Raw genomic sequence first — 15066 nt, forward strand, 5'->3', positions numbered from 1 at the left:
CATTTTGTTGATGCTTGATTTATCAACGGCTTTTACTGTAAATTCATATCAGTTAATAAGAACTAATTGGAGTTAGTATGGAATGGACAATCATTTTACTCAATCTTATGTATGCCGTAATAGGTGTGGTCTTGATGTTTGCTTCTTACAAGGTGTTTGATCTTTTGTCACCTAAAATAAATTTTGAAGACGAATTGAAAAAGGGCAATATAGCCGTAGCCATTTTTATCGCCGCTCTTTTTATTGCGATCGCTTTGATAATCGGAGGTTCGTTAAATTGAAAAAAGTATTGTGCATTGTATTAATTCTCTTTTTGTGCGGTAATGTCTATCCTCAAAAACATTTTTCCAAGTACGATGATACTTTTAAAAAGTACAGCAAGAGATTTTTCGGTCCCGGATTTGATTGGAAAATATTTAAGGCACAGGGAATGGCTGAAAGCGGTTTAACTCCCGATGCAGTAAGTCAAGTAGGAGCTAGAGGAATAATGCAATTAATGCCTTCAACCTTTCAAGAAGTTCAAAGTATTAATTCAGAATTTACACAGATTGAAGATCCGGAATGGAATATTGGCGCCGGAATCTATTATGATAGAACTTTATATAAAGCTTGGAAGGAGATCGAAGCAGATTCTAATAAGCTGAATTTTACTTACGGTAGTTACAATGCCGGACGCGGAACTATAATGAAAGCTCAATCAAAAGCAAAAGATAATAGTTTAGATCATACTTCTTGGAAATCAATTACAAATGTAGCCAAGCAAGTGCCTCGATGGAAATACGAAGAGACATTAAATTATGTAGAGAGGATTAATAACTTTCACGAGAAACTAAAGAAGACCAAATAATTATTTTATTTTAATTTTTGCGATCACTCCTTTATCACCAACCATAAAACAACTGCCGTCTGATTTAGAAATACCGATGCTGTTAAAACTACGCGAGTCAATTGCCTTCCAAGTTTTTCCGTTATCAATTGAATAATCTGTTCCCGATGTACCGGTGGTTAAATAAAATTTGTATTTCTCGTTCCAGCTAACGCAAGATCTAAAACCATTCGGCTGATTTGATTTTACAGACTGCCAGCTTAAACCGCCGTCATCGGTTATTGAAATGTTTGCAATATTATCTTTATCGTTTTTATAATCTCCGCCAACAGCAATTCCGTTTAATTCATCTTTGAAGCAGATAGAAAAAACTCCGCTTGAAGAACTGCCGCTTTTAATTTGTGAATCAAACGCTCTCCAATTTTCCCCGTTATCTTCAGAGAGAAAAATTCTGGCTTGCTCGCCACCGCCGGTACCGAACCAAACAAGATCTTTTCCGGCAACTGTAATGGATGTTCCGCTTGCGGCAAAAGCGGCTTCACCATTTTGCGGAGAAGGAATAAATAATGAAGGATATTGTTCCCAATTATCGCCGCCGTCTTTAGTAACCACAAGAAAAAATTTTCCATCAATAGGATCGCTTAAAGCTATACCGTTTTTCTCGTTCCAGAATGCCATCCCATCAAAAAAAACTTTTGGATCTCTGTTCATATATTTTCTTTTCCAAGATTTACCACCATCAGTAGTTTTGAAAAAGAAAGCCGGCGCATCCGTACTCATTAAAATTGCAGTATTTTTATTAAACGCTTCTACATCACGGAAATCAAGTGCTTCAAATCCTTTAACCTTTCCATCTGTCCAAGTGTTGCCGCCATCTGTTGTCCTAAGAAATATTCCATTGGACCCACATGCCCAAGCTGTTAAGGAATCAATTACGGAGATACCACGCAGCGAAGAATTAGTTTTAGATTTTTGCATCTCAAAAGAAAAAAATAATTCTCCCTTTTTCTCTGCTACAATCGGCTTATCTTCTTTTTGTTTAACGGTTTCTTGCTGAGAGGTACAAGAAAAAAACAATATGGTTATAATCAGAAACGATAAAACAATTTTCATGCAGTTACCTTTTGTTCAAGAGAGAAATCCCATTCTGAAATATGTTTAATTTTTTAATAGCTGCGATTTGCTTATACATCAAGCTGAACCTACTCTTACGCCGTCTGTAATACTTGTATCCATCAGATATGTTTATAAACGAAGCGAAAAATATTGTTGCTTAGCAAAAAATAATTTCCCGCTTCGTTCAAAAGAGAGAAGAATAATTTTTCTATAAGAACTATTCTTTTTTTTCTAATAGACGACTTTCTAAATTCGATCTAATCTTCTTAACATTGGCAGCCAAATCTACCATTAAGAAAATCATTTCCAGCAATAAACCTAAGAGCCACATGTATAAAACAAATGTGAGAAATGTTATCAACAGTCCAATCAGTAATGATTTAAAACTGTACTTAGCTTCAGCTTTCATGTTTTCGAGATTTGCTTTGTAGCCGCCCACTTCGCTGTTGTAACCGCTCTCTTGATTTTTCAGGTTAGAGTATTCCGGCTGGATTCCATTACGTAGATCATCATCGGAAAAATTGGAAACATCTATATCGGCAAGTTTAATTGTAATCCAATTATCTCCGTATTTCTTAAATGTGTTCTTAAGATTTTCATCCGGCGAATTATAATAGAAATAATTTTCCAGATCCGTCCGTGTATATTCAATGGAATTTTTATCTGTAAGATAGTTTCTCACGTCGAGGTAATTTTTCAAATCCTGAAATTGTACATTGCTCGATAATTGTGCTGCGATTGTAATGTTCTCTTTTTCTGCGGCGGATCTGTTCTTCCCCCGTTCATCTATGAAGTTTTTTATCAATTGATCCTTCTTTCCGTTCCAGTCTTTATCAAAACTCTCCAGCTTTGTCTTTGCTGCCTGGAATGTGCTGTCCAATGAATGGATATACTTTTCCGCGCCCTCGATCTGAACACGCAAATATTGAGGAGGAAGAAATGAATTCCACGATGAAATTGATCCCGTACTGATTACAAAAACACCAATTATTATTGCAAACCCCTCCAGTATAATCAACAACTTGTTAAGGAGATACTGTTTGTTCTCGGTTATTCCAGTATCTCCCATCTCTCCAAATTGAGTGAGACTTATAAAACGATTTTTGAAATAGAGGAGAGGGCTGTAGATAATTGAAGCTATAATTCTGAGGATTCCAAGAAAAGCATAGCCGAACTTATCTTTTGTAAACCAATATGAAAAGCCTGCTAAGATTAGGATAGCAATAACTAATATCCAAACGAAACTAATTTCGTATTGACTAATTAGATCGAACATACAATTCTCCCGTTTTTGTTATTATGATTTATATATTATCAATAAAAGAATTTGTCTTCAGTTCGATCTTAAAAAAAATTACTGCAAATTATTTCAATCTATCTTTTTGATTTTATCCTTTCTGCTAGCTCTTGGAGAGTAATGTTTTTTATACTCACATTCCTTTTCTTTAATCAAAATAATGAAATAAGAAAGAAATAGAAATAACAACTAATTATAAACACTTGACACCAAATATTGAAAGCATACCTGTAATTAATAATTTATGTATGTTGTATAAAACAACAAATCCTCATAGGAAAATTCTTGAGGATTTTTTTGAACTTGATTGCATTGTGAATGAAGTTAAAAAGTTAAAGATTTTTTGTCGATTGTATTTGATTGACTCATATTTGATTGCACCTAAAGAACAAAAATTTTGTAGCATAATGAATTTTGATATGTTGTTTTAAGGAGGATAAAAATATAGATTAAAACACGAATTAAGTGCTTTTTATTTGGATGAAGTTTTGAATAGGTACAACTAGCACTGAGTATTTTTGTTCTAAAATTTTGTTAAGATTAATATCCATCGTTCATCCTAAGTGTTCTGATGAGTCAACTAATTTGGAGAAACAACCATGGAAGAAAATTCATATAATACTATAAAGAAACTTTTAGCCAGCAATAATCCGGAAGAGTTACGCCGTGGGATGGAATTAGTAAAAAAAGAAATTGCTAGGATCGGATCTTCTGAAGCAAGACCGTTATTTGAAATGATATCAGCAATTTTTTATATAGATACATTAGATCTGCCTGATCTAGTTCCGGTACTTGAAGAAGCCATTAGTTTAACTGTTGGTTTTGGCAAGTGGGTTGTTCCGGTGTTGATAGAAAATCTAGAAGCCGGTGATCTGAAAGCTCAAATGGTTATCAGCCATGTTTTAGGACGAATAGGCGCAGATGCGATCCAACCATTAATTACTGAATACACATCTTCATCTGATCCGGATCGTCATACCTTTATATTGTATGCGTTGAGTAAAATAAAATCTCCCGCAATTGTGCAGGCTGCTCAACTGGCACTTGATGCAACTCAATCACCCGATCGCGAACTTCGTGATACAGCAACCCGGGCGATTGGAAAGTTTGCCGAGTCTATACCACCGTCACAGTTGTCGGAGACTCTACGAAAAGAATTCAGAGAAAAGTTGGAGATCAATCTGGCTGATACAAATGCAAACATTCGTACAAAAGCTGTACGGAGTTTAGGTAAACTTGCTAAATATGGTCATCTAACAACTTCGGAACGAGAGAAACTCCGGCTGGTATGTCAGCGTATTTTAGGCACAGATGATTCTTATGATTGGGATCGAGCCTTTACCGTCCGCAAAGAAGCTGAGGAAGCACTAAAATATGTTTGAAAAAGTACAGTTGACTTAAAACAGACACATTCACATTTTCACTTTCTGGTTTGTGTCTAGGGATTTTACTCCTCTATCTAAAAGATTCGAGTCCGAATCGTCAAACTTGATTACCCTAATTAATAAAATGAATGGATTAACTTTTTGTTATTAGTTATTGCTGAGCAATAAATCGCTAATTCCCTTTTACAGAAATTTTATTATCAGTTGATAGATTTTTTGATAGCGATTAAAAAACAAAACCCCAAAACTTTTCGTTTTGGGGTCATTAGAGCTGGCTATGGGGCTCGAACCCGCGACCTGCTGATTACAAAGAATATTCAAAAACTCGTAACTATAAACAAAATAATAATTGAAAAATCATTGCCATAGTGTTTGCCATAGTGAAAATTAAATTAATTTTGAAAAGTGCAAAGAGTCATGGAATTTTGGATAGCCACAACGACTTCATTAATTGGCGAGTAAACCACTACCTTTAACTGCCTAAAAGATGTAGTTCCTTTTTCATCCCTTTGCCCGATTGAACTGCAATGCATTTATTTATATAATTATTAAGCACACACAACCAATTAACCCAGCTGCAAATTAAAGCAGTATTTACAGCTGGGTTTATTAAGAAATATTTTTATCCAACAAAAAGGAAATATTTTTGCATTTTTATATGTGCACGAAGTTCTGGATATGGACAGGTAATGCAAATAAGAGGTTTACATGTCTCTAAAGAAACTATTCATAGTTCTTTTGGGGATTCAATTTATATTAGTTGTTGTTTTGATGGTATTGACTCTTTTTCAATTCCAGAATCAAGGAGATCTGAATAAGAGCCGAGACATTCATTTCAAATCCTATTTGCTGGCGGATGAGCTGCGCCAAAGCTCGGACGATCTTTCACGTATGGCGCGGACTTATGTTGTAACCGGCAACACTGAGCATGAACGCGACTACTGGACTATTCTCGACATCCGCAATGGCAAAAGCCCTCGTCCGGTGAGTTACAACCGCATCTACTGGGATTTCAAAGTGGCAACAGGACAGAAACCGCGCCCCGATGGTGAAGCAATATCACTTCAAGATTTGATGATCAAAGAAGGTTTTACAAAAGCTGAGTTTGAGAAATTATCCTTAGCGCAGAAGAATTCGGATGGGTTGGTCAAAACAGAAATGATCGCTATGAATGCAGTAAAAGGTTTGTTTGATGATGGTTCCGGAAACTTTACAGTAAAGAAAAAACCCGACCGCGAGATGGCAATAAGAATAATGAATGATGAGGCATATTATACAAACAAAGCTGAAATCATGAAGCCGATTGATGAATTCTATGTTATGTTTGAAAAACGAACCGCCACAGATGTCGCCAAGTATGAACAACGTTCAACAAACTTACTTTGGTATAGCACAACGCTTATCATAATTATTATGGGCATGTTTATAATATTCTTTGTTGCAATCGAACGCCAGATTACTACGCGCATGCATTCAGAAGAAGCATTACGCGAAAGCGAAGATAGTTACCGCGATCTGGTTGAAAACAGTAGCGACTTGATAATAACCCACGACCTGGATGGAAATCTTCTCTCATCGAATGGTACTGCGTTAAAAATTATCGGCTATTCTAAAGACGAAATAATAAATATGAATTTGCAAAATATTATAGTCCCGGAATACCGAAGGCTCTTTAATGTTTATTTGGATAATATAAAAAGAATTGGACATGCACGCGGACTTATGATAATTCAAACTAAAACCGGTGAAAAACGTATTTGGGAATATAATAACACACTCCGAACCGAAGGTATTGCTAAGCCAATAGTGCGGGGGATGGCTAAGGATGTTACGGAGCAGAAGCGGGCGGAATTAGAACGACGAGTATTATATGAAATAACACACGGCGTTACTACAACTGCCAATCTCGATGAACTGCTGAAGTTGATACATAATTCTCTAAAGAAAATAATTTATGCGGAGAATTGTTTTGTTGCACTTAATGATCAAACCACAGAACTTTTTAGCTTTCCATATTTTGTCGATAAGTTCGATCCAACTCCCGAACCTGTAGCTATGCGGAAAAGCTGTTCCGCTTACGTTTTCAAGACAGGTAAATCGTTACTGCTTACACAAAAATTATTTGACCAACTCGTAGAACAAGACGAAGTCGAATTAGTTGGTACAAATAGCCCGTCATGGATTGGTGTGCCGTTGCAAACACCAAGCAAAACAATTGGTGTTTTAGTTCTTCAACACTATGAAGAGGAGAATGTATATACTGAACGAGATGTTAAATTTCTCGACACCGTTGGAAGTCAAATTGCTATTGTTATTGAACGCAAGCTAGCAGAAAAAGAAATTAAAAAACGTAACGAACAACTATCAAAACTTAATTCAGAAAAAGATAAATTCTTTTCAATAATAGCACATGATTTGAAAAATCCTTTTGTTACTATTTTAGGGTTTTCTGAACTGCTTCTTGCAGATTATGCAGAACTAAACGATGAAGAAAGAAAATATTATATCGAAGAGATGAAAAAATCTGCTGATCTTTCTCATAATTTGCTGCAGAATTTATTACTATGGTCGCGTGCTCAAACTGGCCGTATTGAATTCAATCCGCAAAAACTTAACCTTCACAATATTTTTCATGAAAATTTAGATCTTGTTAAAGCAACTGCGGACAGAAAACAGATTCAATTAAACCATGATCTACCCGATGATATAACGCTTATTGCTGATGAAGATATGCTCAACACTATTATTAGAAATCTTCTGACTAATGCAATAAAATTTACAAATAAAGGTGGGACAATTTCTGTGAAAGCAGTTTCAAATGAACATGATATAGAAATTGCAGTTGCTGATTCTGGGGTCGGCATGGATCAAAAAACTATTGATAATCTATTCAGATTGGATGTAACTAGTTCAGCAAGTGGGACTGAGAGTGAGTCCGGAACCGGACTCGGGTTAATTCTGTGCAAGGAATTCGTTGAAAAAAATAACGGTAAGATTTGGGTTGAAAGTGAATTAGGAAAAGGAAGTACTTTTTATTTTAATTTGCCGAATGCGGAATAAGTTGAAAGTTGTAGTTATCCAAAACTTTGCACGCATTTAAAAATGCAAATACTTTGTGCTACTTATTTGAAAATTTATTTCTTGCAAATCATATATAACTGTAGAAAAATTTTTCTTAGTCACAAAATGTGAAAAGACTTTTAAAAGATAATGATCACTACCATAGTGTTTGCCCCAGTTCACGTCTGTTATGGTGTATAAATGAGGTCTGTCTAGGTTAGTTTTAAAAGTTGGATAAAAACAAAGCCCCGAATCCTTTCGAATTTCGGGGCTTTTGAGCTGGCTATGGGACTCGAACCCGCGACCTGCTGATTACAAATAATCGGGATTCTTTGCTTTATTGTTTGCATTATTAGTTTTTTGCAAAGTCCCTACCCAGTCCCTACTTCATTCTTTCCGAACATAAGGAGAGTAAAACCTTATGTTCATTTCAACATCTAAAAAATCACCGTTCTATCAACTCACTTATGAAGTTGATGGAAAGCGAACGACTGTTTCCACCAAAACGAAAAATCTTCAAGATGCCTACAAATTCATGGCTAACTTTTCTCGTATTGGTAAATTAACACATGCTGAAAGGAAAGAAACCAAACAACAAATCAAATCTACCTCACTATCAAAATTCAAGGAGGAATATGTTGACCACATTAAGTCAACAAAATCTAAAAGCTATCTTCGTTCAATAAAGCTTTCTTTCAAAATGCTGATTGCATTTACCGGAGATCTTCAATTAAGTAAATTAGAACTTCACACAATCGATAAATTCATCACTCATACTTATTCACGAACTCCGAGAGGAGCTGCTCTTTATTACCGTACACTAAAAGCAGCTTTTAGTAAAGCTGTTCTTTGGGATTATCTTTCAGAAAATCCACTGAAGAAAATTAAAACTCCAAAAGTTTCTAAAGCTTTTCCGGTTTTCATCTCCGAAACTGAATTGAAAACTATTCTGGAAAATACACAAGATGTATATCTCAAAGATTTATTTTTTACCGCTTTTTATACTGGTATGCGCCTTGGTGAATTAGTAAATATGAAGTGGTCTTGGGTCGATCTGAAACAGAATCAAATTACTGTTCAATGCTCAGAGTTTTTCACAACCAAGAGTAAAAAAGAAAGGATCATCCCGTTTAATCCTAATCTCAAAACGATTATTATTAATCGCTTTCCAAAAGTATTCAATATTAAAAATGATGAATATGTTTTTTCAAAATCCCCTGGAGTAAAATTCAATGAAGACTTCATAAGCAAACAATTCAAAGTCTCAATTCGTGCCGCCAAACTTGATGATAAAATTCACTTCCACACTTTGCGTCATTCTTTTGCTTCGCTGTTGGTCCAACGCGGAGTTTCTTTGTACGTGGTTAAAGAATTACTTGGTCATGAAACGATTTCGACAACTCAGATTTACAGTCACCTTCAGCAACAAAATTTGAGAGATGCGGTGAATCTTCTATAATAGGAAATCCCTCTTTATCAGAGGGATTTTTTATATTAAAAAAATTACTTAATCAGTACAAGTTTTTTAGTTTGTGAAAAATCTCCAGCTTGCAATCCGTAGAGATAAACACCATTAGCGAAATTCTTCCCATCAAATTTTACTTTGTAAAAAAACTGGTCATTTTTTTGATTGAGTAGCGCGCTATTTCAGCTAGCGTTCCGCATGTATACGACGATTTGATAAAATGTAGTGTATGAAGAGGTTGAAGTTCAGGTTTAGGGAAGTAAACACCCGCTTTGCCTTACCTCCTCTGCTACGCGAATTATCGCCTCAAGGCTTCGCTCTACATCCTGATCCGTCGTTGCCCACGACGAGATGCTGATCCGCATGGCTGTGTGCCCCTGCCAGACCGAAGCACCAGCCCAGCAAGTACCTTCTTCCTGAATGGCAGCGATGATGCGACGCGTTGTCGCTGCATCTCCGAATGAAACCAGCACCTGATTAATGACTACGTCGTTGAGAATGTTATAGCCTGCTGCGTGCAACCCTTTGGCAAAATGCGTTGCATGTCGGCAGGTACGCTCGATCATGTCGGCAAGTCCCTCTCGTCCCAATGAGCGTAACGCTGCCCACACCTCAACTCCGCGTGCCCGGCGCGAGAACTCCGGTGTATAGTCTTCTGGTTCACGCTGTTCTCCATGAACTAAATAGGCGGCAGTAATCGAGAATGCTGCACGCAGGTGCAACTGTTCACGAACGATGACAATCCCGCTGTCATAAGGCACGTTGAGCCACTTGTGGGCATCCGTTGCCCACGAGTCGGCATTTGCAAAACCCTTGACCAGATGTTTACGATTCGGTGCTACAGCCGCCCATAATCCAAATGCACCATCCACGTGAACCCATGCGCCCGCAGCTTTTGCTTGTGGAATGATCTCATCTGCATGGTCGAATGCGCCTGTGTTGACGTTACCCGCCTGAATGCAGACGATTGTATTTTCATCAAGTGGCGGCAAAGAATTCGCACGCATTCTACCTTGACCATCAACTGGAACTCTGATGACTCGCTCGCGTCCCAGACCTAGTGTCATGAGAGCCCTCAGCACACTCACGTGGACTTCATCTCCGACTACTACTGTAATCGGCGGTGCACCGAATAAGCCCCGGGCTTCGACATCCCAGCCCTGTCGGGCGAGAAGAGCATGTCTTGCAGCGGCTAAACCAGAAAAATTCGCCTGAGTTGCACAGGTGACAAAACCTACACCACAATCAGACGATAACCCTAGCATATCAAGCAACCAGCGCATAGCGACTTCTTCCAATTTAGCAGCAATCGGTGAGAGAGTTACTATGCCTGCGTTTTGATCCCACACCGTAGCCAGCCAATTAGCAGCAACCGTTGCCGGGAGTGAGCCGCCGACAACAAAGCCGAAATAGCGCGAGCCGGCCGTCGCCACCGTCGCAGGTGAACCGATTTCATCCAACAACGCAACGACCGCTTCCGGGTCGGTGGGTGCTTCAGGCAACGGCTCATCAAGCAGTCGCAGATTAGCAATGGCTTCCGGCTTTGGCGCCACGTTCCGATCATTCAGTCCATCCAGATAACGCCACGCGCGTTCAGTGGTTTCTTTCAACAAGTGCTTCATTATCTTCTCTCCAGTTTTTTAGCAGTCTGGCGTTTCTCTGGTGCCTGTGGACATCATGTCATCAGTGTCAGATTACATCATGACTCTTACAAAATTATTATCAATTAAAAATTCTTGTTCAACTGTCTGCACAGTCTGCATTCTATGAAAAACGCTGCATTGCAAACTAAAAATAGTAATTGTAAATATAATCAAAAACATTGGCGCCTTTTTCAATGTGGTTTTTCTTCATACGTGCTAATTGGTTGCATTCCACATATAGCTATTTTAGACTTTCATCAATATTTATTTCAGCACTTCTCAAATTCAATAACTTCCCAACCCACACTTTCATATCATCCACAATCGAATAGACAACCGGAATAAAAACTAGAGTAAGAAGCGATGAACTTATCATTCCTCCCATAATAACTACTGCCATACCGGATCTCATTTCTGAACCGGCTCCCAATTCCAACGCAAGTGGCGACATACCGAATATAAGCGCAAGTGTTGTCATTAAAATTGGGCGGAGCCGTGTTTTGCCTGCTTCAATTAACGCTTCATTCCGGCTCAGACCACGCTTGCGTAATGTGTTGGTAAAGTCAACTAAAAGGATCGCATTCATCACAACTAATCCCACTAGCATAATAACGCCAATCATTGAAAACAGATTGAGTGTTTTGCCCGCTATCATTAGTCCAAGGATGGCGCCGACTACAGTGACCGGCAGTGAGAACATGATGACGAATGGATAGAGGAACGATTCAAAAAGAGCAGCCATGATCATGTACACAAACAAAATCGAAAGCACAAGCGCGATAGTCATGTTGGTAAAAGTTTCATCCATCATTTCTACATCTCCCGTCAGACCAACTTTTGTAATTGTTCGCGGTGGATTCAATTTGTTGATTGCTTCAGTAACATCATTGCTCACATCGCCAAGAGGTCTGCCAACAACGTTCGCAGTAACAACAAATTGTCGGTTGTGGTTTTTACGCTGAATTTCAACAGGACCATAATCTTGATAAATGCGTGCAAGCTGGCCTAATGTGATTATCTCTCCGGAAATTGATTTGACGTTCATAGATGAAATATCCTCAGCGCTTTTCTTTTTTGCTTCCGGCAGTGTGACCATCATATTGTATTCGCGGTCGCCTTCTTTATATTTGTTTGAGATGTCGCCGTCAATACCTGTACGTAACGTAGCGCCAACTACCGCTGAAGGAATTCCTAATGCAGCGCATTTTAATGGATCAATTTCAGCTTTGATTTCCGGAGCGCCAGCTTTCCAAGATGATGACACTTCCAAAATACCTGGAATGTTTCTTATCGCATCCACAATCATTTTTGATGCAATATTAAAGTCCCTAGTTTCTGAGCCGGCAACTTCAATTCGAATCGGAAGATTTCCTCCGCCACCTCCCATAATACTGGGTGGATAAACTCGCATAGCAATACCGGGAATTTCCTTTCCCAATTCCCGTATAGCCTGGGCAACTTCTTGAGTTGAACGAAATTTTTTGCCTTGATAGAGGAGAAGTTTTAGTTGTCCAACTTGACTGCCGTTTAAAGTCATTTCCTCATTGGAAACTTTGCCGAGTGTAACAAATCGTGATTTCACCTCCGGCACAGCGGCAAGTTTAGCTTCCAACATTCTTGTAACGGCGTCAGTTTTTTCAAGAGAAGTACCGGCAGGAGTTTCAACTTCCACCATCAACTCGCCTGTATCAGGTGGCGTGAAAAACTCGGTGCTCACTGCACCTAAAGGAATAAGAGCAATACTTCCTATAAATACTAATGTTGTAACGGCGAGGACAGTTTTTCTGTGCCTAAGTGCCCAGCCGCTTAATTTCCCATACTTATTTTTGAGAAGTTCCATCACTTTGTTTTTCTCTTTGGAAGAAGATTCATCCACCGTCTTTTTCAACCAACGTGATGCTAACATTGGCGTGAGCGTGAATGAAACAAAAAGTGAGAAGAGTATTGCAAATGTTATCGTGAGTCCGAATTGCGCAAAAAACTTTCCGACAATTCCGCCCATAAAAGCGATAGGAATAAACACTGCAATGTGTGTCAATGTGATGGCAATAGCTGCAAGTCCTATCTCATTCCTTCCATCAAGTGCAGCTCGAAATGGATTCTTTCCCAAACTCAAATGCCGATTTGTATTTTCAAGAACTACAATTGAATCGTCGACGAGTATTCCTATCGAGGTTGCCAGTCCCATTAGCGAGAGCATATTAAATGTAAATCCTGCGTAGTACATCAAAGAAAAAGTTGCAATAATCGAAGTAGGTATTGCTAAAAGAACGATGACTGTATTCCGTATGTTTCGCAGAAAGATAAAAATAATGAACCCGGTCAACACAATAGCTTCAAGCAGATTGTCGCGTACTTCAGAAATAGAATTTTTTGTGAATGACGATTGGTCGTATGCGATAGCGAATTGAATATCGGAAGGAAGACGAGTCTTCAGTCGTTCCATTTCTTGCTTTACTAAATCAGCCACACGAACGCTGTTGGAACCCGGCTGTGGTCGAACTGCAATTCCCAAACTTGAAGTACCATCTATTCGATTCAAACTCTTCATTTTCTTAAAAGAGTCATCTACATTTGCAATGTTTTGCAGGTAAATTTCCTTGCCAACGGGTGTAAAGATCGGCGCCTTTTTGATGGCGTCAACATTCCGGAATTTGCCCAGAACTCTAACGCCGTGCTCTTTCGTTTTTGTTTCTATTGAACCAGCCGGTACATCAAGATTCTCCATCTTCAGGGAATTCACAACATCTAAAATTGACAACTTGTATTGGGCTAATTGTTCCGGGTCAACAGCAATATTGATCTGTCGTTCTTTTTGACCCGAGATCAGAATATCAGCAACCCCTTCCACTTGTTGGAATCTATTCTTCACTTGCTTATCAACGATGAGATACAACTCATCAAGCGTTCGTGTTTTAGAATAAACTGCGATATTCAAAATCGGTATGGCGGAGGCATCCCATTTTGAAACTATTGGAATCTCGGCGTCATCAGGAAGCGAGAACCGTATTTCATCAACTTTTTTCTGCACATCCAATCGGGCATTGTTTCCGTCAAGTCCTAATTTGAATTCCACAATTACTGTCGAAACACCTTCACGAGACCACGACCTGACATTCTTGATGCCGTTGATTGTGCTGACCGCTTCTTCAATCGGTTTCGTAATTGATGTTTCATTCTCTTCCGGATTAGCTCCCGGGTATAATGTTGTAACTGTAATGGTTGGGAAGTCGGTCTCCGGGAACATTGAAGATCCCATTCGAGAAAGCGAGATGAATCCGAAAACAGCTATGGCACCAAAGATCATTAAAAGAAAAACGGGGCGACGGATGGATAATTCTGTAATTGTCATTTTTGGTTTCCCCCAATAATTTTCACACGCGAGCCGTCTTTCAATTCATCCGAAGAGAATGTAATAACAGTATCTCCGGCGCTAATACCCTTTTTTATTTCGACTGCAGACTGTTTCTGCATTCCAAGTTCCACAAAAGTTAATTTTGCAATACCGTCTTTAACAACATACACAGCTCGATTGCCGTTTATCCGTCTTATTGCATCGGGAACAATTGCCAGAGCCGGCTTTCTATTGATGATTATACCCGCTCGGCCGAACATTCCCGATATGATTTCCGAATAATTTTTATCGAATGTAATTTCAACTTCGCCTTTGCCGCTATGAGAATTGAGATTCGACTTAATCAAACTCACTTTGCCGGTGAATTCGCGGTTCGGCAAAGCATCAAGAGTAATAATAACTTCCAGACCCTCACGGACTTTTGCCAGATCGGTTTCAAAAAGCTCAACTAGTAGCTTCAAATCTTCTTGCTTTGAGATTGAGAGAATGGGATTAGAGTCTGAAACGCGAGAGCCTTCCTTTAGATACAACGTCTCAACTTTTCCAGCGATTGTAGATTTCACTTCAACCGGTTTGAATGATAAGCCAACTTCATCCCGCTCGACAATTGCAATAACATCATCGTTTTTTATTTTTTGTCCTTCTAGTACAAGCAGCCGGACTAATTTTCCCGGCATTTTTGGAAAAATATCTACTACGTCAGGCTTCTTCACAGAACCGTAAGTAGAAACATCTTCAATCCATTCGGTTTGTTTTATTATACTTATCTCTACAGGCAGCGGATGGTTAGCAAGTTCTTCAGCTTTTCTATTTCCTGCCGCTTCTTGTTTATCACAGCTATTTATAGCAAACAGTGATAATAGAATGATAAATGAGAGAATCTTTTTCATATTTATAGCCCCACTAAATTTTTTATGAT

Annotated in this window: 10 protein-coding genes; 5 read left to right on the forward strand and 5 right to left on the reverse strand. The window is 38.6% G+C overall.

Features of this window, described 5'->3' with window-relative positions:
• Positions 1 to 77: 77 nt before the first annotated feature.
• The gene (locus tag NTZ27_11400; GenBank protein MCX6175348.1) at positions 78 to 281 is read left to right on the forward strand and encodes a DUF350 domain-containing protein; all 204 of its coding nucleotides are present in this window, start codon (positions 78 to 80) and stop codon (positions 279 to 281) included.
• The gene (locus NTZ27_11405) at positions 278 to 847 is read left to right on the forward strand and encodes a transglycosylase SLT domain-containing protein (protein MCX6175349.1); all 570 of its coding nucleotides are present in this window, start codon (positions 278 to 280) and stop codon (positions 845 to 847) included. The genes NTZ27_11400 and NTZ27_11405 overlap by 4 nt, the downstream gene beginning before the upstream one ends.
• Here the strand turns inward: NTZ27_11405 and NTZ27_11410 are convergent, their stop codons facing one another.
• Together NTZ27_11410 and NTZ27_11415 are read right to left on the reverse strand one after the other, a co-directional pair.
• Positions 848 to 1939, reverse strand: a complete 1092-nt coding sequence (locus tag NTZ27_11410; protein ID MCX6175350.1) for a YCF48-related protein — start codon at positions 1937 to 1939, stop codon at positions 848 to 850.
• A 220-nt stretch (positions 1940 to 2159) separates the two neighbouring features.
• Entirely contained in the window at positions 2160 to 3218 is a 1059-nt protein-coding gene (locus NTZ27_11415) for a hypothetical protein (GenBank protein MCX6175351.1), read from the reverse strand.
• Positions 3219 to 3838: 620 nt separating this feature from the next.
• On the opposite strand from NTZ27_11415, the gene NTZ27_11420 reads away from it, so the two are divergent.
• The 3 genes from NTZ27_11420 (at position 3839) to NTZ27_11430 (ending at position 9143) form a co-directional block, all read left to right on the forward strand.
• Positions 3839 to 4621, forward strand: a complete 783-nt coding sequence (locus NTZ27_11420; GenBank protein ID MCX6175352.1) for a hypothetical protein — start codon at positions 3839 to 3841, stop codon at positions 4619 to 4621.
• 711 nt (positions 4622 to 5332) lie between these two features.
• On the forward strand, positions 5333 to 7684 hold the full coding sequence (locus NTZ27_11425) for an ATP-binding protein (protein ID MCX6175353.1): 2352 nt from the start codon (positions 5333 to 5335) through the stop codon (positions 7682 to 7684).
• 421 nt (positions 7685 to 8105) lie between these two features.
• A complete protein-coding gene (locus tag NTZ27_11430; GenBank protein ID MCX6175354.1) occupies positions 8106 to 9143 on the forward strand; it encodes a tyrosine-type recombinase/integrase in 1038 nt (345 codons plus the stop codon).
• Between the two features lie 257 nt (positions 9144 to 9400).
• On the opposite strand, the gene NTZ27_11435 is transcribed toward NTZ27_11430, so the two are convergent.
• The 3 genes from NTZ27_11435 to NTZ27_11445 all read right to left on the reverse strand — a co-directional run bounded on the left by NTZ27_11435 (position 9401) and on the right by NTZ27_11445 (position 15037).
• Entirely contained in the window at positions 9401 to 10771 is a 1371-nt protein-coding gene (locus NTZ27_11435) for a pyridoxal-dependent decarboxylase (GenBank protein MCX6175355.1), read from the reverse strand.
• A 262-nt stretch (positions 10772 to 11033) separates the two neighbouring features.
• Positions 11034 to 14144 (reverse strand): efflux RND transporter permease subunit, encoded by a 3111-nt coding sequence (locus NTZ27_11440; protein ID MCX6175356.1) that lies wholly within the window; start codon positions 14142 to 14144, stop codon positions 11034 to 11036.
• Positions 14141 to 15037, reverse strand: a complete 897-nt coding sequence (locus NTZ27_11445; GenBank protein MCX6175357.1) for an efflux RND transporter periplasmic adaptor subunit — start codon at positions 15035 to 15037, stop codon at positions 14141 to 14143. The genes NTZ27_11440 and NTZ27_11445 overlap by 4 nt, the downstream gene beginning before the upstream one ends.
• Positions 15038 to 15066: the final 29 nt, after the last annotated feature.

It is taken from the genome of Ignavibacteriales bacterium, from assembly GCA_026390775.1.
In the GTDB taxonomy this organism is placed as follows: Bacteria; Bacteroidota; Ignavibacteria; order Ignavibacteriales; family Melioribacteraceae; genus Fen-1258.

What these genes read in the sequence shown, in the direction of transcription:
- NTZ27_11400 (MCX6175348.1), top strand. Translation starts at nt 78, where the DNA reads ATGGAATGGACAATCATTTTACTCAATCTTATGTATGCCGTAATAGGT.
- NTZ27_11410 (MCX6175350.1), bottom strand. Translation starts at nt 1,939, where the DNA reads ATGAAAATTGTTTTATCGTTTCTGATTATAACCATATTGTTTTTTTCT.
- NTZ27_11415 (MCX6175351.1), bottom strand. Translation starts at nt 3,218, where the DNA reads ATGTTCGATCTAATTAGTCAATACGAAATTAGTTTCGTTTGGATATTA.
- NTZ27_11420 (MCX6175352.1), top strand. Translation starts at nt 3,839, where the DNA reads ATGGAAGAAAATTCATATAATACTATAAAGAAACTTTTAGCCAGCAAT.
- NTZ27_11425 (MCX6175353.1), top strand. Translation starts at nt 5,333, where the DNA reads ATGTCTCTAAAGAAACTATTCATAGTTCTTTTGGGGATTCAATTTATA.
- NTZ27_11430 (MCX6175354.1), top strand. Translation starts at nt 8,106, where the DNA reads ATGTTCATTTCAACATCTAAAAAATCACCGTTCTATCAACTCACTTAT.
- NTZ27_11435 (MCX6175355.1), bottom strand. Translation starts at nt 10,771, where the DNA reads ATGAAGCACTTGTTGAAAGAAACCACTGAACGCGCGTGGCGTTATCTG.
- NTZ27_11440 (MCX6175356.1), bottom strand. Translation starts at nt 14,144, where the DNA reads ATGACAATTACAGAATTATCCATCCGTCGCCCCGTTTTTCTTTTAATG.
- NTZ27_11445 (MCX6175357.1), bottom strand. Translation starts at nt 15,037, where the DNA reads ATGAAAAAGATTCTCTCATTTATCATTCTATTATCACTGTTTGCTATA.